General features: G+C 73.5%; 19 protein-coding genes. 5 read left to right on the forward strand and 14 right to left on the reverse strand.

The window, feature by feature from the left end:
• The first annotated feature begins 22 nt into the window (after nucleotides 1-22).
• Nucleotides 23-499: a DUF3574 domain-containing protein gene (locus AB0G17_RS16105; RefSeq protein WP_361381894.1), complete on the forward strand. Its 477-nt coding sequence runs from the start codon at nucleotides 23-25 to the stop codon at nucleotides 497-499.
• 24 nt (nucleotides 500-523) lie between these two features.
• Here the strand turns inward: AB0G17_RS16105 and AB0G17_RS16110 are convergent, their stop codons facing one another.
• From AB0G17_RS16110 to AB0G17_RS16140, 7 genes are all read right to left on the reverse strand, one after another.
• Nucleotides 524-3,382 (reverse strand): NHLP bacteriocin export ABC transporter permease/ATPase subunit, encoded by a 2,859-nt coding sequence (locus AB0G17_RS16110; RefSeq protein WP_361381897.1) that lies wholly within the window; start codon nucleotides 3,380-3,382, stop codon nucleotides 524-526.
• 1 nt (nucleotide 3,383) lies between these two features.
• Nucleotides 3,384-5,657: an NHLP family bacteriocin export ABC transporter peptidase/permease/ATPase subunit gene (locus AB0G17_RS16115; protein WP_361381900.1), complete on the reverse strand. Its 2,274-nt coding sequence runs from the start codon at nucleotides 5,655-5,657 to the stop codon at nucleotides 3,384-3,386.
• Entirely contained in the window at nucleotides 5,654-6,460 is an 807-nt protein-coding gene (locus tag AB0G17_RS16120) for an HlyD family efflux transporter periplasmic adaptor subunit (RefSeq protein ID WP_361381903.1), read from the reverse strand. Before AB0G17_RS16120 ends, AB0G17_RS16115 begins: the two co-directional genes overlap by 4 nt.
• A gap of 114 nt (nucleotides 6,461-6,574) precedes the next feature.
• Nucleotides 6,575-6,802 (reverse strand): type A2 lantipeptide, encoded by a 228-nt coding sequence (locus AB0G17_RS16125; protein ID WP_361381906.1) that lies wholly within the window; start codon nucleotides 6,800-6,802, stop codon nucleotides 6,575-6,577.
• Between the two features lie 266 nt (nucleotides 6,803-7,068).
• Entirely contained in the window at nucleotides 7,069-7,875 is an 807-nt protein-coding gene (locus AB0G17_RS16130) for a GAF and ANTAR domain-containing protein (RefSeq protein ID WP_361381909.1), read from the reverse strand.
• Complete coding sequence (locus AB0G17_RS16135) at nucleotides 7,796-8,389, reverse strand: hypothetical protein (protein WP_361381912.1); 594 nt, start codon at nucleotides 8,387-8,389, stop codon at nucleotides 7,796-7,798. Before AB0G17_RS16135 ends, AB0G17_RS16130 begins: the two co-directional genes overlap by 80 nt.
• 573 nt (nucleotides 8,390-8,962) lie before the next feature.
• Complete coding sequence (locus AB0G17_RS16140; protein ID WP_361381915.1) at nucleotides 8,963-10,015, reverse strand: chitinase; 1,053 nt, start codon at nucleotides 10,013-10,015, stop codon at nucleotides 8,963-8,965.
• A gap of 290 nt (nucleotides 10,016-10,305) precedes the next feature.
• On the opposite strand from AB0G17_RS16140, the gene AB0G17_RS16145 reads away from it, so the two are divergent.
• Nucleotides 10,306-10,494, forward strand: a complete 189-nt coding sequence (locus AB0G17_RS16145; protein WP_361381918.1) for a hypothetical protein — start codon at nucleotides 10,306-10,308, stop codon at nucleotides 10,492-10,494.
• Complete coding sequence (locus AB0G17_RS16150) at nucleotides 10,452-10,871, forward strand: hypothetical protein (protein ID WP_361381921.1); 420 nt, start codon at nucleotides 10,452-10,454, stop codon at nucleotides 10,869-10,871. Before AB0G17_RS16145 ends, AB0G17_RS16150 begins: the two co-directional genes overlap by 43 nt.
• Here the strand turns inward: AB0G17_RS16150 and AB0G17_RS16155 are convergent.
• From AB0G17_RS16155 to AB0G17_RS16165, 3 genes are all read right to left on the reverse strand, one after another.
• The gene (locus tag AB0G17_RS16155; protein WP_361381924.1) at nucleotides 10,855-11,178 is read right to left on the reverse strand and encodes a cupin; all 324 of its coding nucleotides are present in this window, start codon (nucleotides 11,176-11,178) and stop codon (nucleotides 10,855-10,857) included. The two genes, AB0G17_RS16150 and AB0G17_RS16155, sit on opposite strands and share 17 nt — an antisense overlap.
• A gap of 121 nt (nucleotides 11,179-11,299) precedes the next feature.
• Nucleotides 11,300-11,998 carry a type 1 glutamine amidotransferase domain-containing protein gene (locus AB0G17_RS16160; RefSeq protein ID WP_361381927.1) on the reverse strand — a complete coding sequence of 233 codons (699 nt, stop codon included), beginning with the start codon at nucleotides 11,996-11,998 and terminating at the stop codon, nucleotides 11,300-11,302.
• 172 nt (nucleotides 11,999-12,170) lie between these two features.
• Nucleotides 12,171-12,680 (reverse strand): Lrp/AsnC family transcriptional regulator, encoded by a 510-nt coding sequence (locus tag AB0G17_RS16165; protein ID WP_361381930.1) that lies wholly within the window; start codon nucleotides 12,678-12,680, stop codon nucleotides 12,171-12,173.
• 267 nt (nucleotides 12,681-12,947) lie between these two features.
• On the opposite strand from AB0G17_RS16165, the gene AB0G17_RS16170 reads away from it, so the two are divergent.
• Together AB0G17_RS16170 and AB0G17_RS16175 are read left to right on the forward strand one after the other, a co-directional pair.
• Nucleotides 12,948-14,462, forward strand: coding sequence for an FUSC family protein (locus AB0G17_RS16170; protein ID WP_361382369.1), 1,515 nt, complete (start codon nucleotides 12,948-12,950; stop codon nucleotides 14,460-14,462).
• A 413-nt stretch (nucleotides 14,463-14,875) separates the two neighbouring features.
• Nucleotides 14,876-15,919 carry a lactonase family protein gene (locus AB0G17_RS16175; protein ID WP_361381933.1) on the forward strand — a complete coding sequence of 348 codons (1,044 nt, stop codon included), beginning with the start codon at nucleotides 14,876-14,878 and terminating at the stop codon, nucleotides 15,917-15,919.
• A gap of 130 nt (nucleotides 15,920-16,049) precedes the next feature.
• On the opposite strand, the gene AB0G17_RS16180 is transcribed toward AB0G17_RS16175, so the two are convergent.
• The 4 genes from AB0G17_RS16180 to AB0G17_RS16195 form a co-directional block, all read right to left on the reverse strand.
• Nucleotides 16,050-16,976, reverse strand: a complete 927-nt coding sequence (locus AB0G17_RS16180) for a hypothetical protein (protein WP_361381936.1) — start codon at nucleotides 16,974-16,976, stop codon at nucleotides 16,050-16,052.
• A 95-nt stretch (nucleotides 16,977-17,071) separates the two neighbouring features.
• Nucleotides 17,072-18,151 carry a BadF/BadG/BcrA/BcrD ATPase family protein gene (locus AB0G17_RS16185; protein WP_361381939.1) on the reverse strand — a complete coding sequence of 360 codons (1,080 nt, stop codon included), beginning with the start codon at nucleotides 18,149-18,151 and terminating at the stop codon, nucleotides 17,072-17,074.
• Entirely contained in the window at nucleotides 18,148-18,825 is a 678-nt protein-coding gene (locus tag AB0G17_RS16190) for a uracil-DNA glycosylase (RefSeq protein ID WP_101392222.1), read from the reverse strand. The genes AB0G17_RS16185 and AB0G17_RS16190 overlap by 4 nt, the downstream gene beginning before the upstream one ends.
• A 10-nt stretch (nucleotides 18,826-18,835) precedes the next feature.
• Nucleotides 18,836-19,930: an exo-alpha-sialidase gene (locus AB0G17_RS16195; RefSeq protein WP_361381942.1), complete on the reverse strand. Its 1,095-nt coding sequence runs from the start codon at nucleotides 19,928-19,930 to the stop codon at nucleotides 18,836-18,838.
• Between the last annotated feature and the right edge of the window lie 150 nt (nucleotides 19,931-20,080).

Raw genomic sequence — 20,080 nt, forward strand, 5'->3', positions numbered from 1 at the left:
TCCGTCGACAGACAGGACCCGCATGCTGCACATTCGGATTTCGACGCCCGTGGCCGCCGCCGTCGTGGCGGTCGCGCTCCTCTTCGCCACCGGGGGACCGGTGTCCGAGGTCGCCTACGGGAATGCCGCTCCCGCAGCCGCGACCGCGCAGAGCACCGAAGGGCACGGCAGCCCGTACATCGCCACCCACCTCTACTTCGGCACGGGCCGCCACGGCGGCAAACCGCCGATCACCGAAGACGAGTTCATGAAGTACGTCGCCGATGTGATCACCCCGCGCTTCCCGTCCGGCCTCACCCTCCAGGAGGGGCGCGGCCAGTGGCGCGACAAGGACGGCGACATCAACCGCGAGCGCTCGTACGAGCTGACGGTGCTGTATCCCGTCAAGGAGGCCCGGGCCCGCGACCACGACATCGAGTACATCCGTCGGCTGTACTGCACGATGTACGAGCTGGAGTCCGTCGGCCGCGCGGACGTCCGGGCGCAGGCCAGTTTCTGACGAGCCATCACCGCCGGTAGGGGATCACCGCAACTGCCGTCGTACCAGCTCGTGCAGGCGCCCGCCGGTGTCCGCCAGGAGCTCGGCGGGCGGCCCCTGCTGGACCACGCGGCCCTCGGACATCACGATCACGCGGTCGGCGTCCAGGACCGTGGAGAGCCGGTGGGCGATCACGACGCGCGTGGCGTCCAGGGCGCGGGTGCTCTCGATGACGACGCGCTGGGTCTCGTTGTCGAGCGCGCTGGTCGCCTCGTCGAAGAAGAGGATCCGGGGGCGCCGGACGAGCGCCTGGGCGATCATCAGCCGCTGGCGCTGACCGCCGGAGACCGCGCCGCCATGGGCGATCATGGTGTGCAGGCCCATCGGCATGCGCTTGATGTCCTCGGCGAGCCCCGCCATCGCGGCCGCCTCCCACACCTCTTCCTGGGTGAACGCCTCCGCGCCGCAGATGCACTCCAGGATCGACCCGCTGAGCGGCTGGGCGTGCTGGAGGACCACACCGCACTGGCGGCGCACGGCCGCCCGGTCGAGCGCCGCCAGGTCCTGCCCGTCGTACAGGACGTGGCCCGCGACCGGGCGGTCGAAGCCGATGAGCAGCCTCAGCAGGGTCGACTTGCCGCAGCCGCTGGGGCCGACGATCGCCACGAACTCGCCGGGCCGCACCTTCAGGGACACGTCGTCCAGGACGAGCGGACCGTCGTCGGTGTAGCGGAAGGAGAGGCCGCGGGCCTCGATCTCCCCGGACAGCGCGCCGGGCTGGGTGCCGGTGCCGCGTACTTCCGGCGCCTCGTCGAGCACCGGCTTGATCTGTTCGAACATCGGCAGCGCGGCGGCGGCCGACAGGAACGCCCCGGTGAGCTGGGTGACCGAGGTCAGCAGCATGGTCACCGAGGTGTTGAAGGTCAGGAAGGCACCGGCCGACAGCGAGCCGCGCGCGGGGCCCGCGAGCAGCATGAACATCACCAGCGAACACAGCGGCAGATAGACGGCGTTGAGCACCGTCGTCAGGTTCTTGATCCGGTCCGCCCGCTGCTGGAGCTCCCGGCTGCGGGCGAACTCCCGCGCCCACGCCCCGTACGCGAAGCTCTCCGCCGCCGCGACCCGCAGTTTGGGCAGTCCGCGCAGGGTCTGGAAGGCCTGGTTGTTGAGCTTGTTGCCGAGCTCGACCAGGCGGCGCTGCCAGCGCAGCTCCCAGATGCCGAGGGCGAGGAAGACCGCCGCGATCACGGCGAGCATCCCGAGCGCGGTCAGGGCGAGCGGGACGCTGAAGCAGAGCAGCAGCACCAGGTTCATCGCGCCGACGGTGCCCGCCTGGACCACCACCGGGGTCAGACCGGACAGCACCCGGCGGATCGCGCTCACCCCCATCGCCGCGCTCGCCAGCTCACCGGTGGAGCGCTCGGTGAAGAACTTCGTCGGAAGCCTCAACAGCCGGTCCCAGACGGCGGGTTGAAGCGTGCTCTCGATGCGCCCCTCCATCCGCAGCAGGGTCAGGTTCTGCATCAGTGAGAAGGCCGCCGCGACGATGCCGCTGACGATGATCGCCAGCGAGACCTGGGCGATGAGGCCGGTCTCGGCCCGGGGCACGTACTCCCCGAGCACCTGGCCGGTGGCGAGCGGCACCAGCGCGCCGAGCCCGACCGTGACCAGCCCGGCGAGGACCAGGTTGCGCAGGTCGGCACGGGTGCCGCGCAGTCCGAACCGCAGCAGCCCCCACTTGCTCAGCGGCGTCTCGGGCAGCGGCCGGTAGAACATGACGGCCCGCTGCTCGAACTCCTCGGCGTTGGCCGCGCCGACCCGGGTGCGCCGCCCGGTCGCCGGGTTCACCGCCTCGTACCCGCCGCGCCGCCACAGCAGCGCCACCGGCGCTCCGCTCGCCGCCCGGCGGCCCACCAGGGGACCGGCGTTCTCGCTCCACCAGCTTCCGTCGAGGCGCACCGGGCGGCTCCGGATCCGGGAGGCGACCGCCACCTGCTCGACGGGGTCGATCCGCTCGCTCACCGCGCCGCTCCTGGACGGCTCGGTGAGGGTGATCCCGGCGGCGCGGGCGACGAGGGAGCACACCGCGTAGGTGGCGTCGTCGCTCGCCCCCGCCGTGCGCGAAGGCGCCCTGCCGGGGCGGCCGATGGAGGTCAGCAGGGCCCGGTCGGCCTCGTCGCGGACGGCCTCGCCCGCCTTGATGCCGGCCGCCGTGCGGTCCTCGTGCGCGCGCTCCATGCGCTCGATCCAGCGGTCCAGGGCGGTGAGCAGCCGGTGCTGCCGGTTGACCATGCCCTGCCACAGCGCCCCGTCGACCAGCAGGTTCCCGGCCGCCTCGGCGCTGAACGCGGCGCCGTACTGGACGCTGCCGGGGGAGACCGGCAGCCACAGGACGTCGTCGTCGGCCACCGGCTCGTCGACCGTCGTCCGGCCGTCCAGCGGAGCCTCGAACAGCACCTGCTGGCCGCGCCCGACACCGAGAGAGAAGGCGTGTTCGAGCAGGCTGAGGGCCGCGTCCCCGGTGTCGTAACTGCTGCCGTAGCCGCCCTCGTACGCCATCGAATCCGCGTACGCGGACCGGTACAGCTCGCGCAGTGGGATCCGGCGCAGCACGCACGCGCGCAGCGGCCTGCCGATCAGGGTGTGCTGCGGGCCCTCCACCGGGCCCAGCAGCAGCGTGCCGGGCTCCAGGCGGCCCAGGAAGTGCCAGTGGCCCTGCGCCGCCGCGTCCACCGCGAACAGGTCGAGGGCGCCGCCCACGACGAGCCACAGCACCTGCGGCCCCTCCAGGGAGAAGCCGCGCAGACCGGTGCAGTCGATCTCCTGGCCGAGGCCGCCGAGTGCGGCGAGGACCGGGTCGTGCCCGAGTGCGCCGGAGTCGGCGAGACCGTGTACGGACGTCACCTCAGTGCTCCTTGACCAGCTCGGCGTACGGCCCGCCCGCCGCGAGCAGCTCCTCGTGGCGCCCGCGCTCCACGACGGCGCCGTGGTCCAGGACCACGATCTCGTCGCTGTCGCGGACCGTGCTCAGCCGGTGGGCGATCACGACGCAGGCGCAGCCGCGCCGGCGCAGGTTGTCGATGATGATCTGCTCGGTCTCCGCGTCCAGGGCGCTGGTGACCTCGTCGAGGACCAGGATGCTGGGGCGGCGCACCAGCGCGCGGGCGATCTCCAGGCGCTGGCGCTGGCCGCCGGAGAAGTTGCGGCCGTCCTGCTCGACCCGGCCGTGGATGCCGCCCGGGCGGCGGGCGACGACCTCGTACAGGGCCGCGTCCTGGAGGGCGGCGACGACCGCGTCGTCCGTCACCGACGGGTCCCACAGCGCCACGTTGTCCCGCACGGTCCCCTCGAAGAGGAAGACGTCCTGGTCGACGAAGGAGACCGAGGCGGCGAGCGCGCTGCGGGGGATGTCCTCCAGGCGCTGCCCGTCGATGCGGATCGTGCCCTCCCAGGGGGCGTAGAGCCCCGAGACGAGCCGGGAGACCGTCGACTTGCCGCTGCCGGAGCCGCCGACGAGCGCCACCTGCTGCCCCGGCCCGACGGACAGCGAGAAGCCGGTGAGCAGCGGCGCGTCCAGCGGGCTGTAACCGAAGGTGATGTCGTCGAGCGTCACATGGCCCTTGAGCCTGCGGGTGCTGTGCTCCGGCTCGTCGCGTGTGTACAGCGCGTCCACCGGGAAGTTCTCCACGTCCTTGAGCCGGGCCACGTCGGCCGCGAAGTCCTGGATCCGGCCCGCCACCGAGTTGAGCCGGGTGACCGGCGCGGTGAAGCGGGTCACCAGCGCCTGGAAGGCGACGAGCAGCCCGATCGAGAGGTGCCCCTCCACCGCCCGCAGCCCGCCGATCCACAGGATCAGCGCGCTGTTGAGCGTGGCGAGCAGCGGGGCGACGACCCCCAGCCACGCGCTCGGCACCCCGAGGCGCTGCTGCTCCTCCAGCGTGGTGGCGTGCTGCCCGGCCCAGCGGCGGAAGTACCCGTCCTCGCCGCCGGTCGCCTTCATCGTCTCGATCAACTGGAGCCCGGTGTACGAGGTGTTGGTCAGCCGGGCGCTGTCGGCCCGCAGCTTCTGCGTACGGGTCGCCCGCAGGCGTACCACCACGCGCATCGCGACCACGTTGAGCAGCGCGATACCCACCCCGATGACGGTGAGCTGCGGGTCGTAGGTCCACAGCAGGAAGGCGTAGAGCAGCACCACGACGCCGTCGACGCCCGCCGCGGTGAGGTCGCGGGCCAGCGTCTCGGCGACCGCGTCGTTGGACTGGAGCCGCTGGACGAGGTCGGCGGGGCTGCGCTGGGCGAAGAAGGTCACCGGCAGCCGCAGCAGGTGCCGGAAGAACCGGGCGCCGCCGAGCGTCGACGAGATGACGCGCCCGCGCAGCAGATTGGCCTGCTGGAGCCAGGTCAGCGCGGCGGTGAGCGCCACCATGACGCCCATGGCGGCGAACAGCACGCCCAGCAGCGAGGTCTGATCACCGATCAGGAACGAGTCGATGTACGTACGGCTCAGCGCGGGCAGTGTCGCCCCGACCGCCACGAGCAGCAGACTGGCGAGGAGCGCGACCAGCATCGTGCCGGTGGTGCCGCGCAGCCGCGCGGGCAGCGCGCCCAGCACCCCGGGCCTGCGGCCGCCGCGCCGGAATCCGTCGCCGGGTTCGAGGACCAGGACGACACCGGTGAAGCTGGTGTCGAAGTCCTCGGAAGGCACGAACCGGCGGCCCTTGTCGGGGTCGTTGATGTACACGCCGCGCCGTCCGAAGCGGCGCCCCGTGCCGTCGTAGACGACGTAGTGGTTGAACTCCCAGAACAGGATGGCGGGCGCGCGCACCTCCCCGAGCGCGGCGGGTTCCATCTGCATGCCCTTGGCCGTCAGCCCGTAACTGCGGGCGGCCTTCAGCACGTTGCTGGCGCGCGAGCCGTCGCGCGAGACGCCGCACGCGATGCGCAGCTCTTCCAGCGGCACATGGCGGCCGTAGTGGGCGAGCACCATCGCCAGCGAGGCGGCGCCGCACTCCAGGGCCTCCATCTGGAGGACGGTGGGGCTGCGCACGGTCCTCGCCCGCTTCGCCTTCGGCGTCGGCCGCGCCCGGCGCCTGCCCGCGGGGGCGCTCTCGGGGCGGTGCCGGCCGCGGCCGGGGGGCGGGAGCTGCGGGGGCGCGGAGGAGGCGGGGGGTGCGGTCACGGGAGGAGCCAATCGAGGGGACGCTGGTCGGCCAGGTGGACGGAGCCGGTGGCCAAGGTCATGGAGTCGACCGCGTACGGAGGGCCCTGGGCCGTGGACCAGCGGTAGCCCGACTTCGAGGCGGCCGAGCGGTCGAGCTCCACCAGGACCGCGACCGGCCTGCCGTGCTGCGAGAACTGCTCGCCGAGCTGGGCGTCGCCGAGGAAGGCGGCGATCCGCTCGCTCGTCTGGGGGCTCCGGCCGACGGCCGCCACCCTGCCGCGCAGCACTCCGTACTGCCCGCTGGGCACGGACTGGACGGTGAGGTCGACGGACGCGCCGACCCGGACGGAGGCGCCACCGGCGCCGGGCACGTACAGCATCGCCATCAGGGGGTCGTCGGCGCCGTCGGTCCGCTCGACGCTCGCCACGTCCGCGCCGGTGGCGACGACCGCGCCGATGGCGGCCCTGAGTGTGGTCAGCCGGCCCGCCGCGATCGCGCGGACGACCCGGTCGCCGTGCTCGGTGCGGACCTTGAGGAGCGGGGCTCCGGCGGGGAGGGTCTGGCCCTCCTTGGCGAGCACACCGGTGACCTGCCCGGCCACGGGGCTCTGCAGGACGTAACTGCCCTGGGCGTGGGTGAGGATGCCGGGCGCGCTGAGGGTGGAGGAGACCGAACCGGTCACCGCCCAGAGGCAGGCGGCGGCCATGACGGCCACGGTGACGGCGAGGACGAGCCGCCCCTGCGGGCGCGCGAAACGCACCGGCAGGTCGAGTTCCTCCGGTGACTGGAGCTTGGAAAGGGCCTGTTGACGAAATTGCACGGGTGCTCTGCCCTCACCTGGCCTGGCTGACCTTGCCCGGCCTTACCTGGCTTTTCCTGGAACGGATGCGGGGGAGCCCCGGAACCGAGCGGGTTCCGGGGCTCACGCGCAGTCTCAGAGACCGGCGACGAGGCCGGACGCCAGGCCGGTGACGACGCCGGTGTTCACACCGGTGGCCGACTGGACCAGACCCGTGACCGAGCCCACGATGCCCGAGACCGGGAGGAGCGAGTCGGCGGTGCCGGTCACGTTGCCGAGCGCGGTGCCGACGAGGCCGCCGGACACGTTGTCGAGGTCGGCGTCGGAGATCTCGCGGGTCTCGACCTGGGGGGTGTTGTTCATGAGGAAACTGCCCTTCGTGTTGGGGGGAATGGCGTGGGGGGATTTCCGTGCGGAGATGGCCCGTCAGGGGGGCTCCGCATGGGGCAGGATCAAAGCACGCCGACGCCGTGCACAGCCAATCGCACCGCCTCTGATCAGGGGTTTTTCGGGTCATCAATTACCGATGCGTGCAGGGGCGTTCATGGTTCGGTGGCATCTTCTTCACGAGCTTCACCTGATGAATTCCCTTTGCCCATGGCCCTGTCCGCGGCAACTCGGACACTCCCTCACCAAAAGCCCCGAATCCTGTGCGGACCTGTGGACGTGGGTGTGCGGCGGTGACCGGTCTGCGCATGAGGTGTGCAGGTTTTCGGACACTGGTGTGCGGTGGCGGAAAATGTGTGCTCGGGCGGCTTCGGACCTGTCCGCGCTCGACGCGGGCGTCCCGACCTGACCCACCGGACAGGCCCTAGCCGCGCGGCTTGTTCCACGGTGGGGGCGGGAATCGTCGACGTGTCGAAGGAGCCCGCGACGATCCGCCCGGCCAGCTCCGACAGCCGCAGATGGCGGGAGCGCGCGTACGTGCGGAACGCGGCGAACGCGTCGTCCACCGAGGTGCCCCACCGCTCCGCCAGCACGCCCTTGACCTGCTCTATGAGGATGCGGCTGGTGAGCGCGTTCTCCAGCTGGCTGTTCTCGACGTGCGACTGCTCCAGCGTGCGCTGTTGGAGGATCGCGATGGTCGCCACGTCCGCGAGCGCCTGGGCGAGGGCCACGTCGTCGTCGCCGAGCCGCCGGGGCGTCGTCTGGAAGAGGTTCAGCGCCCCGACGATCCGGCTGCGCAGCCGCAGCGGCAGCGCGTGCGTGGCCACATAGCCGGTCTCCTGGGCCCGCAGGGCGAAGCGGGGCCAGGAGGTGGCGGCCGCGTGACTGGTCAGGTCGATGTTGGTGCGGGCCGCGCCGGAGCCGTAGCACTCGACACAGGGGCCCTGGTCGTGCTGGAGGGCGAACAGCTCAAGGAGCCGTGCCGAGTCCGGTGCGCCTGCCGTCCAGGCTCCGGTCGCCGTTGTGCGCGTCCCCGCTGAGGAAGGCACCGGTCAGCGCGGTGGCCAGCGCGACGGCGTCGGCGTACTGCTGGTCCGACAGCCGCCGCTCCTCGGTGCACAGCACCGTCAGGACGCCGGTACGGATGGCTCCGATGCCCAGCGGGAAGCAGCACACCCCGTGCACCCGCAGCTCGCGGGCGGCGGGCAGCAGGGCCGGCCAGCGGTCGGTGCGAACGGTGTCGAAGTCGGGCTGGAGGACGGGGGTGCCGAGGCGGACCGCCTCGGGCCCCGGGCCCTCGCCCAGCGTGAACTGGAGGTCCTCGAACCTCGCGCTGACCTCGGGATAACACCAGACGGGCTCGGCCATCCGCCCGTCCCCCACCAGGAGCGAGACCGCTACCCCGGCGGCGCCCAGCGCCTGGGCGCACAGTCGGGCGGGGTCGCCGCCACGGCCCGCGCGGAGCGACCGCAGCACGTCGGCCATGCCGTCGCTGATCACCGGTCCCCGTTCCGCAGCGGCCGGGTCCCGCCCGGGCGACACGCCCACGGACTCGGTCCGCACACTACGCGCTTCCGTCTGTGCCGCCTGACGGCGCCGCCTGACGGGCCACATTTTCAGCCTACTGCGGAGGCGGTGCCCGGCAGCGGCGCGGCCGAGCCGTCCGGCCTGCACGTTTCGTGGTGAGCCCAGGCTCGACGACACCTCCGCCGACCGCGCCGGATTTCGTCCGGATATCGGCGCTCGGCGGGGTATCGCCGGGCGCGGCTCTCGCCTACGCTCGACCCATCGGGCTTCGAGAAGCCCCGCACCTCGCTCCGCGAAGCGTGTCTCGCCGAGCAGTGCGCGCCCCCTGTCCCTGGGTGTGATGGCCCCCAGACCTCGGGTGCTGTGATGAGGCCAACCCTGTCCGCCCCTTTGCCGGGGTCCCGCCGTGGTCAACTCCCACGCGCCGCGGTGAACCGGCCCGGGGGTTCCTGGATCCTGCAACCGGCCGACCAGGGAGGGACGGATGCAGGATCCGTACGGCCGCCGCCGACGTTCGAGTCGTCGGCGGCGGCCGTCATCTTCCCACGATGCGCGCCGGCGGTCCGGCGTCAAGGACCGGGAAGCGCCGGAGGTCCGGGCCGGCCGTGGTCAGCGCCCTTGCAGCGCCTTCACGTTGGTGCCGAAGGTCCAGTTCTTCGACCCGTCCCAGTTGACCGACCAGGTCATCAGGCCCTTGAGCGCACCGCCGTAGTGCTGCCATGCCTGTGAGACCAGGCCCGGCGTCATATGGCCGCCCCCGGCGCCCGGCTGTGCGGGCAGGCCCGGGACCTGCTTGTCGTAGGGGACCCTGACGGTGGTGCCCTGGACGACCAGGCCCTTGTTGAGGCAGTCGGTCTGCGCGGTGAAGCCCTGGACGGTGCCCGCCGCGTACGAGTCGCCGGAGCAGCCGTACATGCTGCCGTTGTAGTACTGCATGTTCAGCCACCACAGCCGGCCGTTGTCGGCGTACTTCTTCACGATGGGCAGATACGCGCCCCAGATCGACCCGTACGTGACGCTGCCGCCCGTGACGTACGCCGTCTCCGGAGCCATCGTGAGCCCGAAGTTCGACGGCATCCGGGCGAGGACGCCGTCGATGATGCGGACCAGGTTCGCCTGGGACGTGGAGAGTTGGCCGATGTTTCCGCTACCGACCAGACCGGTCTCGAGGTCGATGTCGATGCCGTCGAAGTTGTACGTCTTGAGGATGGGCACGACCGTCGCCACGAACCTGTCCGCGACCGCGCTGGAGTTGAGGTCGATCCCGGCCGCCGCCCCGCCGATGGACAGCAGGACCGTCTGCCCGGCCGCCTTGGCCGCGCACATCTCCGCCGGGGTCGCGACCTTCACGGTCGCGTCCATCCCGTCCTCCCACAGCGCGGTGCCGTCGGAGCGGATGACCGGGAACGCCGCGTTGAGGACGTTGTAACCGTGCGCGGCGATACGGGAGTCGGTGATCGGGGTCCAGCCGAACGGCGGATGGACGCCGTTGGAGGAGCCGTCCCAGTTCTCCCAGTAGCCCTGGAGCACCTTGCCCGTGGGCTTCGACTTGACCGCGCAGGTGTCGCCCTGGGGTGCGGCGGGCGCTGCCGCGGCGGGCAACTGCGCGGCGAGGGCCAGCGCCAGGCCGGCTCCCGCGAGACGTAACATCCGACCGAGCATGGGGGTACCTCCTGGGTTGTGGGGAACCTGGAGACGTACGGGGTCCGGTTGCGGTACGGGTCGGCGGCCGCACCGGGTGAGGCTGCGACGTACCGGGCCCGGCAGTCGACGTACCGGGCCCGACAGCGGCTCACCGGGTGAGGCTGCGGCGCGCCGGGTCAGGCTGCGCCACACCGTAAGGTGGTCCAGACCTTCCGTCAATAGGTCTGGACCAAGCCGCGCGGGCCCCCGGTCGTCCCGTTGGCGCGTCCGAGTGGCGGGCCTGGCGGCCGCCGCGTACCGATGACACGGTGACCCGTCCTCCCGGCCCCTGGTGGGCCGAACTCCCCCCGGCGGCCGGTTCCGCCGTCATGGCGACCGGCATCCTCTCCGTCGGCCCGCACCTCGTCGGCCACGAGACCTTCTCGCGCGCGGCGCCGGCGCTGGCCGGCGCGGTGTGGCTGGTTCTCGCCGCCACCTTCTGGCCGGCTCGAAGCTGACCGCGTGCCCGCTGTGGACCGGGGGCGCCCACCAGGCCCTGCGCACGGCCACCCTGGTCCTGCTCGGCCTCGCTCTCGCCTGGTACGCCATCCTGCTGACGGCGGAGGTGGTCCGGCCCCGGCCGTACTACGACGTACGGCGCTGGGCGAGCGTCTTCCCGCTGGGGATGACGGCGGTGGCCTGCCTGTCCACCGGAGCCGCCCCGCACGTCAGGGGGCTGCACACGCTGGGCGTGGTGCTGCTGTGGGTCGCGGTGGCGGCGTGGGTGCTGACGCCGGCCGCCTTCGTGGTGACCCGGGTGGGCGGGGGAGCGGGACCGCGCGGGGGACCGCCGCCCCGCTCACCGAGCGACCTGGCGGCTACTCCACGGCGGTGACGGCCGTCAGGAGCACCACCGAGTCCTCCAGGGCGAGCAGGCCGTGGCGTTCGTTGGGGATCTCGCAGAGTTCGCCCGCGCGGAGCTCCTTGTTGCCGCTGTTCGACGTCAGCCGGACATGGCCGCGCAGCACCTGGAGGCTGGCCGAGATCGGCGCGTTGTGCTCGTCGAGCTCGGAGTCCGAGGTCAGCGCGATCACGCTCTGCCGCAGCGCGCCGTCGTGCACGATGAGATGGGCGCTGCGGCCGTGCGAGGCGAGGTGTGCCTTGGCCAGGTGCTCCTCGGCGAGCGCTGCGAGGTCCTGCATGGATCTGTCCCCTTGCTGAGCCGGATGGCGGTGCTCCGATGCCGTACGGGCGTCGCCTCCAAGCCTTCCGGCTCCCGGGCGGTACGCAACTCGGAGCGGGAAGCGGCGAAGCCCCCGGGTGTCAGGCGGCCAGCCGCTTCAGGAGCTCGGCGGCCAGCGGACCGGCGGACGACGGGTTCTGCCCGGTCACCAGATTGCGGTCGGTGACCACGTGCGGGGCCCACGGCTCGCCCTCCTGGAAGTCGGCGCCGAGCTCGACCAGCCGGTCCTGGAGCAGCCACTTCGCCTTGTCCGCGAGGCCCGCCTGGGTCTCCTCGGCGTTGGTGAAGCCGGTCAGCCGGTAGCCCGCGAACGCGTTGGAGCCGTCCTTGCCCGTCGCGGCGAGCAGCGCGGCCGGGGCGTGGCACACCACGCCGAGCGGCTTGCCCGAGGCGAGCGCCTCGGTCAGCAGCCTGCCGGAGTCGGCGTCGACCGACAGGTCCTCCATCGGCCCGTGGCCGCCGGGGTAGAACACGGCGTCGTACGCGTCGAGGTCGACCTCCTCCAGCTTCACGGGCTTGCGGAGCTCATCAATCGAGGCCAGCGTCTTGGCGACGCGGTCGGCGTTCTCCTGGCCGCCGTTGACCTCGGCGGCGAGGCTGCCCTTGTCGACGGGCGGGACGACCCCGCCGGGCGTGGCGACGACGATCTCGTGGCCCGCGCCGGTGAACACCTCGTACGGGGCCACGGCCTCCTCCGCCCAGAAGCCGGTCGGGTGCTTGCTGCCGTCGGCGAGCGTCCAGTGGTCGGCGCCGGTCATCACGAAAAGGATCTTTGCCATGTCAGATGTCTCCCAAAGTAGGGCGTGCGCACGCCGATGTCCTCGAACGTAGACCTGTCTTCGGCGGGGGGCCAATCCGACGGCCCAGATCCGGTGGGTCAGATCCGACGGGCCGTCACGCCGGCCCCTCACGCCCGATCGGTAACGTCACGATCCGTCACGTCACGACCGGTCACCGGGAATGCGTGCCCGTGCCGGTCTCCTGCGGTGCTGCGGCAGCCCGCCCCACCGCCTCCACCAGCGGCAGCAGCCGGTGCGGCACCCGTTCGCGCAGGGCCACCTCGGTGCGGGTGCGCACCACGCCCGGGAGCTGGATCAGGCGCTGGATGACGTCTTCGAGATGACCGGCGTCGCGGGCCACGACCCGGGTCAGCAGATCGCCGCCGCCGGTGATCGAGAAGGCCTCGACGATCTCCGGTACGGCCGCGAGGGCGTCGCCCACCTCGTTGAGATGGCCCTGGGTGACCTCGACGTGGACGAAGGCCAGGACCGGGTGGCCGAGGGCGGCGGGGGAGAGGAACGGGCCCGTCCCGGTGATCACTCCGTCGCGCTCCAGGCGGTCGAGCCGCGCCTGGAGCGTGCCGCGCGCGATGCCGAGCAGCCGTGCGTACTCCCGCACGCTCGTGCGCGGCCGCTCGATGAGGAGCCGCAGGATTCGGGTGTCGAGCGCGTCCACCGCCATGGTCCGTTGGCCCCTTCCTGGTCCTGCCGTACGCGATTCAACTGTACCAATGGTCCAGTCGAAACAAGCCCGGTTGAGCCAGTGTCACCGCGGATGCTTTCCTCTGTATGTAGCAAGTAGATGGCGCTGCGCAGCGCCGGGCGGCGACGACGCCGGTCCCGGACCGCGGCGCCTTTGCCATGCCCGGGTCCTCGTGCGCCCGCGCACCGGCAAGCCGACGAGGGTTCTGCTCCAGCGAAGGGGGGCGCGGCGACCGCCGTGAAGAGGATGTTTGTGGCTCCGGATCCGGGGCTGTTGCGACTGAGGGTCTCCGTACGGGCCGTCCTGGGCATCGCCCTGGCCGTCACCGCCGCCGAGCTCTGCGGCATGTCCCTGCCCGCCTCCATCACCGCGGGCCTCGCCGCGCTCCTCGCGCTCTTCACCGTCGGCGACGCCACCGTCCGGGGCCAGGCGCTCACCACCGCACTCCTGTCGGCGGTGGGATTCCCGGTGCTCGCCCTGGCCACGACGCTGCACGGCGCCCCGCTGCCGCGCGACACCGCCTGGCTCGCCGTGGTCTTCGCCGGGGTCTACGCCCGGCGCTGGGGCCCGCGCGGCCACGCGCTCGGCATCTTCGGCTTCATGATGTTCTTCACCACCCAGTTCCTGCACGCCGTCCCGGCGCAGCTGCCCGAGCTGTACGGGGCGATCGCGCTGGCGATCGCCGCCTCGGCGCTGGTCCGCTTCGGTGTGTGGTGCATCGAGCGGCGCACCCCGCCGCCGCCCGCCCCGGCCCCGCTCAGCGGCCGGGGACTGGCCCGGCCCACCACCCGCCAGGCATTCCAGGCGACGGTGGCCTGCGCCATCGCGGTAGCGGCGGGCCAGTTCCTCTCGCACGAGCGCTGGTACTGGGCCGTCGGCACGGCCTGGTGGATCTTCGTGAACACCGCGTCGCGGGGCGAGACCCTGGTCCGCGGCTTCCGGCGGGTCCTCGGCACGGTCGCGGGCATCGCCGCCGGTCTGCTCGTCGCCCTGCCGCTGCACGGCGCGCCCGCGCCGACGGCCGCGCTGGTCGCGGTCTGTGTCTTCGGGATCTTCTACACGGCGGCGCCGTCGTACAGCTGGATGATGTTCTTCGTCACCGTCATGGCCGGACTGCTGTACGGGCTGCTCGGCGTGCTCCACCCCGGGCTGCTGCTGTTGCGCTTCGAGGAGACCGTGGTGGGCGCGCTCGGCGCGGCGCTCGCCGTCGCGCTGGTCCTGCCGGTCACCACGCACGCGGCGACCGACGCCTGGATCGAGCGGGCGCTGCACTGCGTACGCGGCTGCACCAGCGCGGCCACCCGTCGCCTCGCCGGGGACGACGGTGCGGACCCCGCACCGCACGCCGCCGAGCTGGAGCTGCTGCTCGGCCGCGTCCGCCTCGCGCTGGCGCCGCTGGTCCACCCGCTCAGCCCGCTGCACGGCCGCAGGTCGCGCGCCCGGCAGATCATCGCCCTGCTGGACGACTGCGCCCGCGAGGTACGCGGCCTGGCCGCCGTGGCCGCCGACCCGGCCGCCTCCCACGACGCCCGGCTGACGGCGGCGTGCCGCCGGGTCGAGGCGGCGGTGGAGGCCCTGGTCACCCCGGCGGCGCGCGGTGGCGCGGCGACGGCGGCACCGGCGTCCGCGCTTGAGCCCGGCCCGCACCACCACCCGGCGGCCGAGGCGGCCCTGCGCCATCTGCATGCCCTGGAGCACGCCCTGGCCGCCCTGGCCACGCCGCTGCGCACGTCGCCGAGAGCCCCGGCCCTCCCGGCCTGACCGGGCCCCGAGGGCGCCGGCACGCGTCTCCTCACCGGTGGCACGTCGCTGGTTCACGTCTTCGCGCCGGTCAGCACGTCGCTGGTTCACGTCTTCGCACCGGTGGGCGCGTTGCTGGTTCCGTCCCAGCGGTGGTCGGCCCGTTGCAGGTTCATGCCGCCGCGCCGATCAGCCCGTCGCCGGCACGCGTCTGCGCGCCGCTCGGCCCGCGGACCGGCCTCCTGCCCGGCCACCGCGGCCCTGCCGTGCCGCGTCCTGGCTCGCCACCGCTGCCCGGGGGCGCGTCCCAGGACCCGCGGCACGGCGAGCCGCCCGCGCCACGCGCCAGTTGGTCTAGACCGCCTGCTACCGTCGCCGCAGTCGGCGCCCGGCCCCAGCCCGGTGCGCACAGTCGCGCGGAGAGGGGTGGCACGGTGGCCGAGAGCAGCGCCGGGCGGGCATTCATCGGGTCGTTCACCACGGCCGGCGGGAGGGGCGTGACCGTCGCCGCCGTGGACGCGGTGACGGGCGCGCTCACCCCGACCGGCGCCACCGACGCCCTCCCCGACCCCTCGTTCCTGGCCCTGTCGCCCGACGCCGCCGTGCTCTACGCGGTCGGCGAGAGCGAGCACGGCGCGGCCGCCGCCTTCGACGTCACCGGCGGCGCCCCGGTCCTGCTCGGCGAGCCCGTGCCGGTGGACGGCGCCGCCCCCACCCACCTCGCGCTCGCCGCCGGCCACCTGGTGACCGCCAACTACACCTCGGGCAGCGTCACCACGCTCCCGCTGCGCCCCGACGGGCGCCCGGGCTCCTCCGCGTACGTCCTCAAGCACCACGGCTCCGGCCCCGACCCCAAGCGGCAGAGCGGCCCGCACGCCCACCAGGTGCTGCCCGACCCGAGCGGGCGCTGGCTGCTGAGCGTCGACCTCGGCACCGACTCCGTACGCGTCTGCGTCCTCGACCCGGCGACCGGCGTCCTGCGCCCGCACGGCGAGACCGCGCTGCGCCCCGGCACCGGCCCCCGCCACCTGGCCTTCCACCCCGACGGCCGCCACGCGTACGTCCTGAACGAGCTGGCGCCCACCCTCGTGGTCTGCCGCTGGGACGCCGCCACGGGCACCCTGGAGCCGCTGGGGGAGACCCGTGTGATCCACGACGGCGTGACGACCGAGACGTTCCCCTCGGAGATCGTCGTCGCGCGCGACGGACGGTTCCTCTGGGTCGCCAACCGGGGCCACGACTCCATCGCGACGCTCGCGCTCGACCCCGACGGCGAGCACGCCGTCCTGGTGGCCACCGTGGACTGCGGCGGGCGCTGGCCGCGCCATCTGACCCTCGACCCCGCGGGCCGGCGCCTCTACGCGGCCAATGAGCGCTCCGGCGACGTCACCTGGTTCGACCTCTACGAGGAGAGCGGCATCCCGCGCCGGGCAGGCTCCGTGCCCGCCCCCGCGGCCTCGTGCGTCGTCTTCGGCTGAGCCGCGCAGCCCCACAGGTGAGCCGTGTACAGCTGCACGTGAGCCGCGTACACCTGCACGCGAAGGGCCCGCACCGTCACCGGGTGCGGGCCCTTTCGCGTCACGTGTACGCGTACGAGTGCCGGGTACGTCAGTGCACCGGGGAGCCCTGCGGCTGCGGCGTTATGCCCAGCGCGGCCGCGTACTGCGACAGCACGAGCTTGCCGATCGCCGGGTAGGCGCCCAGCGGCTCGGCGGCCAGGCAGTCGGCCTCCTTGGCGGCGGCGTCGAGCAGCCCGTCCGCGACCTCGGGGCCGATCAGATACGGGGCGACCGCGAGCTGCACCGAGCCGGAGCCGCGCAGCTGCTCGGCCATGGCGGCGATGGAGCCCTCCTGGTCGAGCGCGGCGGCCATCACGGGCACGGCGAGGCGGGCGGCCAGCAGCATGCCGGTGATCCCGGCGGCCTGTACGGCCTCCTCGCCGCCGACCGTCGCCAGGATGATGCCGTCGGCGGCCGTGGCGACCGTGAACAGCCGGGCGCGGTCGGCGCGGGCCAGACCGGCCTCCGACAGGCGCACGTGCAGGGCCTCGGCGAGCAGCGGGTGCGGGCCGAGGACGTCGGTCAGCTCGGCGGCGGCGCGGCTGTCCATGACGGCCTGGCGCACCCGGCGGATCAGCGCGCTGTCGGGGCCCGCGAGCAGCGGCACGACGACGGCGACGGGGCCGTCGGGCGCGGCCACGTCATGGCCGGCGGCACGGGCCTGCTCGTAGCGGGCGGTGCGCTCGGCGGCGGTGTGCGCGAGCACGGCGTCGAGCGGGGGGAACTCCACAGACGCGGCGTCGGCGTCCAGGTAGCCGATCCGGGCGTCGAGGCCGGGCAGCTCGGAGCGCGCGATGCTGATGACTTCCTCCGCCAGGGCGCGCACGGCGGGGGAAGGAGTACCGGGAACGGCGAGGACGAGCGCGGGCGCGCCCTCGGGAGCGACCACCGGTTCCGGGCGGCGGTGCCGCCCTGGCTGGCGGGGTCGCGGCATTCGTACAGGCAGGCCGGATGCGGGCCCAGTGGGGGAGCTCATGGCGCCGCATGCTACTGGCTTTGCGTGCGCGGCTGTTCGGGGAGGGGTCAGGTGAGCGGTATCTGTCCGTATTTATCCCCTGAGTGACATTGTCCTCAACCGTCCCGCTCTGTCGTGACGCACAACATGCGTGGATGGTGCGGCAGTCGCAGCTCCTCGCGCGCCAGCGCGGAGGCGATGACCAGGGCTCCGGCGAGCGGATCTCCCGCCGCCGGGACCGTCCGGGCGTGCGGCGCCAGGGCCGCGAGCTCCTCCCGTACGGGGACGAGCAAGGCGTCACCGATGTGGAACAGCCCGCCGGTGAGCGCCACTTCGCATTCGCTCACACTTTCGCTCGCGGCTCCGTGAGCGTCGAGGCCCTCGGCCGCACCGGCGTCGTGGCTCTCGGCCGGACCGGCGTCGGGACTCCCGGCGGCCCCGTCGGGGCACACCGCGGCCGCCGACTCCGCGATGTTCCGGGCCGCCTCCCGCAGGATCGACGCCGCGACCGGGTCGGACGCGGCGCAGCGCGCCACCTCGGGCGCGAACGACGCCAGCACCGCGGGCCGGTCGGTGCGCGGATACAGCAGCCCGGGCAGCTCCGGCGCCGGGCCGAACAGCGCCTCGGCCCGCTCGCGCAGCGCGGCCGAGCCGCCGCGGCGGCCGTCGTGGGCGCGCATCGCCGCTTCCAGCCCCGCGCGGCCGATCCAGGCCCCGCCGCCGCAGTCGCCGAGCAGATGGCCCCAGCCGTCGGCCCGCCGCCACCGCGTCAGATCCGTGCCGAGCGCGATCATTCCGGTGCCGGCGGCGACCACCGCCCCGGGCCGCTGGCCGAGCGCTCCCGCGTACGCCGTCACGCCGTCGGCGGCCAGCGCGAGGCGCCGCACCCCGAGCGCGCCGGAGAGCGCCGCGGGCAGCTCGGCCCGCAGGCCGTCGCCGAGCGAGGCCATCCCGGCGGCGCCCACGGCCACCGCCGCCACCCGGTCCGCGCCGGTCCGGCCCAGCAACTCCCGTGCGGCGGGCACCAGGTGCCCGAGCAGCTGCCCGGCGTCGATCCCGGCGGGGCCGGTCCGTACCGGCTCGTCGGACGCCAACACCTCGGCCGGGGCGCCCGGTTCGGCCCGGGCGAGCGCGAAGCGCACCCCGGACCCGCCCGAGTCGACCCCGAGCACCCAAGCGCCGGCGCCGGCGGTCACGGCAGGCGCCAGTCGACCGGCTGCGCGCCCTGCCGGACCAGGAGGTCGTTGGCGCGGCTGAACGGCCGCGACCCGAAGAAGCCCCGGTCCGCCGACATGGGCGAGGGGTGCGCGGACTCGATCGCCGGAAGCTCACCGAGCAGTGGGCGCAGATTGCGGGCGTCGCGCCCCCACAGCACCGAGACCAGCGGGGTCCCGCGCGCGGTGAGCGCGCGGATGGCCTGCTCGGTCACCTCCTCCCAGCCCTTGCCACGGTGCGCGGCGGGCTTGCGCGGCGCGGTGGTCAGCGCCCTGTTGAGGAGCAGGACGCCCTGCCGCGTCCAGGGAGTCAGGTCGCCGTTGGAGGGCCTGGGCAGCCCCAGGTCGGTGTGCATCTCGCGGAAGATGTTCTCCAGGCTGCCCGGCAGCGGACGCACCTCCGGGGCGACCGAGAAGGAGAGCCCCACGGCGTGCCCCGGCGTCGGATAGGGGTCCTGGCCCACGATCAGGACCCGTACGTCCTGGAACGGCTGCTGGAAGGCCCGCAGCACGTGCTGTCCGGCCGGGAGGTAGGTGCGCCCCTGGGCGATCTCCTGACGGAGGAAGTCGCCCATCGAGGCGATCCGTCCGGCCACGGGCTCCAGAGCGTCCGCCCACCCGGGCTCGACGATCTCTTTCAACGGTCGTGCTGCCACGGCCGTCACTCTACTGGCGGATCACCGCCGCCCGTACGCACAGGACATCGGGCAGGTGCGAGGCGAGCAGCTGCCAGGTGTCCCCGTCGTCCGCGCTCCCGTACACCTCGCCGTTGCGGTTTCCGAAGTACACGCCCGCCGGGTCGGCGTCGTCGGTGCACAGGGCGTCGCGCAGCACCGTGCCGTAGTGCGCCTCCGACGGCAGTCCGGCCGACAGCGGCTCCCAGGTGCGGCCCCCGTCCCCGGTCCGGTAGACGCGGCACTTGTTCTCGGCCGGGACCCGGTCCGAGTCGGCCGTGATCGGGAAGACATACGCGGTGTCCGGGCGGCGGGGGTGGGTCGCGGCGGCGAACCCGAACGTGGACGGCAGGCCCTCGCCGATGTCCTGCCACCGCTCGCCGCCGTCGTCGCTGCGGTAGACCCCCCAGTGGTTCTGCAGGAACAGCCGGTCCGGGTCCGCCGCGTCCTGGGCGATCTTGTGCACGCACTGGCCGAACTCGGGGTGCTGGTCGGGCAGGAAGACCGCCGACACGCCCTTGTTGGCGGGTGCCCAGCTCTCGCCGCCGTCCCGGGTGCGGAAGACCCCGGCCGTGGACACTGCGACCGTCACCGCCCGGGCGTCCCGGGGGTCGGTGACGATGGTGTGCAGGCCCTCGCCGCCACCTCCGGGCACCCACTGCGAGCGCGTCGGGTGCTCCCACAGCGGGCGCACCAGGGCGAAGCTCTCGCCGCCGTCCTCGGAGCGGAAGAGCGCGGCCGGCTCCGTCCCCGCGTAGACCACGTCGGGCGCCTCGGGGCCCGCCGGGTGCAGCTGCCATACTCGCTCCAGCGACCTGCCGGTGAACTCGGGGAACTTCACGGCCGGTTGGGGTGGCTCCACCCAGGTCTCGCCCAGGTCGTCCGAGCGGAAGACGGAGGGTCCCCAGTGCGCGCTGTCGCCGCCGACGAGCAGCCGGGGAGCCGTGCGCCGGGTGTCGATCGCGATCGAATAGACCGCCTGGGCATTGAAGTGCGGCCCCTCGAACCGCCACCGCCCGTCGCCGCCGTGCCTGCGGCCGATGAACAGTCCCTTGCGCGTCCCCACAGTGAGCAGTACGTCGATCATCGCGACCCCTCCAAAACGCCGTTGTCCCGGATAGTGGCCAGTCTGCACCCGACCACTGACAGTGGCCCCCGCAGTGCGCGTCCGCGCAGGTCGGAGCGCGTGGGAACGCCTCGCGCGACCCTCGGGGGCATCTGTGGCGCCACCTGCCCG

Origin of the sequence: Streptomyces sp. NPDC023838, assembly GCF_040639555.1 — a bacterium.
GTDB lineage: Bacteria > Actinomycetota > Actinomycetes > Streptomycetales > Streptomycetaceae > Streptomyces.

Bases quoted from the DNA above. Each gene is read 5' to 3' on its own strand.
- AB0G17_RS16105 (WP_361381894.1), top strand. From the start codon at position 23: ATGCTGCACATTCGGATTTCGACGCCCGTGGCCGCCGCCGTCGTGGCG.
- AB0G17_RS16195 (WP_361381942.1), bottom strand. From the start codon at position 19,930: ATGATCGACGTACTGCTCACTGTGGGGACGCGCAAGGGACTGTTCATC.
- AB0G17_RS16160 (WP_361381927.1), bottom strand. From the start codon at position 11,998: ATGGCAAAGATCCTTTTCGTGATGACCGGCGCCGACCACTGGACGCTC.
- AB0G17_RS16140 (WP_361381915.1), bottom strand. From the start codon at position 10,015: ATGCTCGGTCGGATGTTACGTCTCGCGGGAGCCGGCCTGGCGCTGGCC.
- AB0G17_RS16155 (WP_361381924.1), bottom strand. From the start codon at position 11,178: ATGCAGGACCTCGCAGCGCTCGCCGAGGAGCACCTGGCCAAGGCACAC.
- AB0G17_RS16125 (WP_361381906.1), bottom strand. From the start codon at position 6,802: ATGAACAACACCCCCCAGGTCGAGACCCGCGAGATCTCCGACGCCGAC.
- AB0G17_RS16170 (WP_361382369.1), top strand. From the start codon at position 12,948: ATGTTTGTGGCTCCGGATCCGGGGCTGTTGCGACTGAGGGTCTCCGTA.
- AB0G17_RS16180 (WP_361381936.1), bottom strand. From the start codon at position 16,976: ATGAGCTCCCCCACTGGGCCCGCATCCGGCCTGCCTGTACGAATGCCG.
- AB0G17_RS16165 (WP_361381930.1), bottom strand. From the start codon at position 12,680: ATGGCGGTGGACGCGCTCGACACCCGAATCCTGCGGCTCCTCATCGAG.